The 385-nt window shown below is 44.4% G+C and carries 1 pseudogene; it reads left to right on the plus strand.

Going from position 1 to position 385, the window contains the following annotated elements:
* Positions 1-385 (plus strand): annotated as a pseudogene (locus tag A3756_RS27565) (GTPase); the annotation flags it as partial.

A 385-nucleotide genomic window follows, 5' to 3' on the forward strand; every position in this document is an offset into this window, starting at 1 on the left:
GGCTCAGAGCCCGAACTCACCATTAGCATGATTCCTAATGCCCAGGCTGTTATCTTTATGCTGAGTGCTGACACGGGCGTTACAGCCAGTGACATGGCAATCTGGAAGCAGTATATCGATGTGCATGAGTCTGAACACCGTGCAGGTCGTTTTGCTGTGCTGAATAAAATAGATGTGCTCTGGGATGACCTGCAGGGTGAACCGCATATTAGTGCTTCGATTGAGCAAATTCGGCACCTAACAGCCAAGCAGCTGAATATGGATGCAGAAGATGTTTTGCCTTTATCTGCAAAACAGGGTTTGATTGCTAAAATCAGAAAAGACCACTCATTATTGCAAAAAAGTGCTTTTCCTAAATTGGAGAAGCTAATTTCCAAGCGAATTA

The sequence above is a fragment of the Oleiphilus sp. HI0086 genome (genome assembly GCF_001635225.1).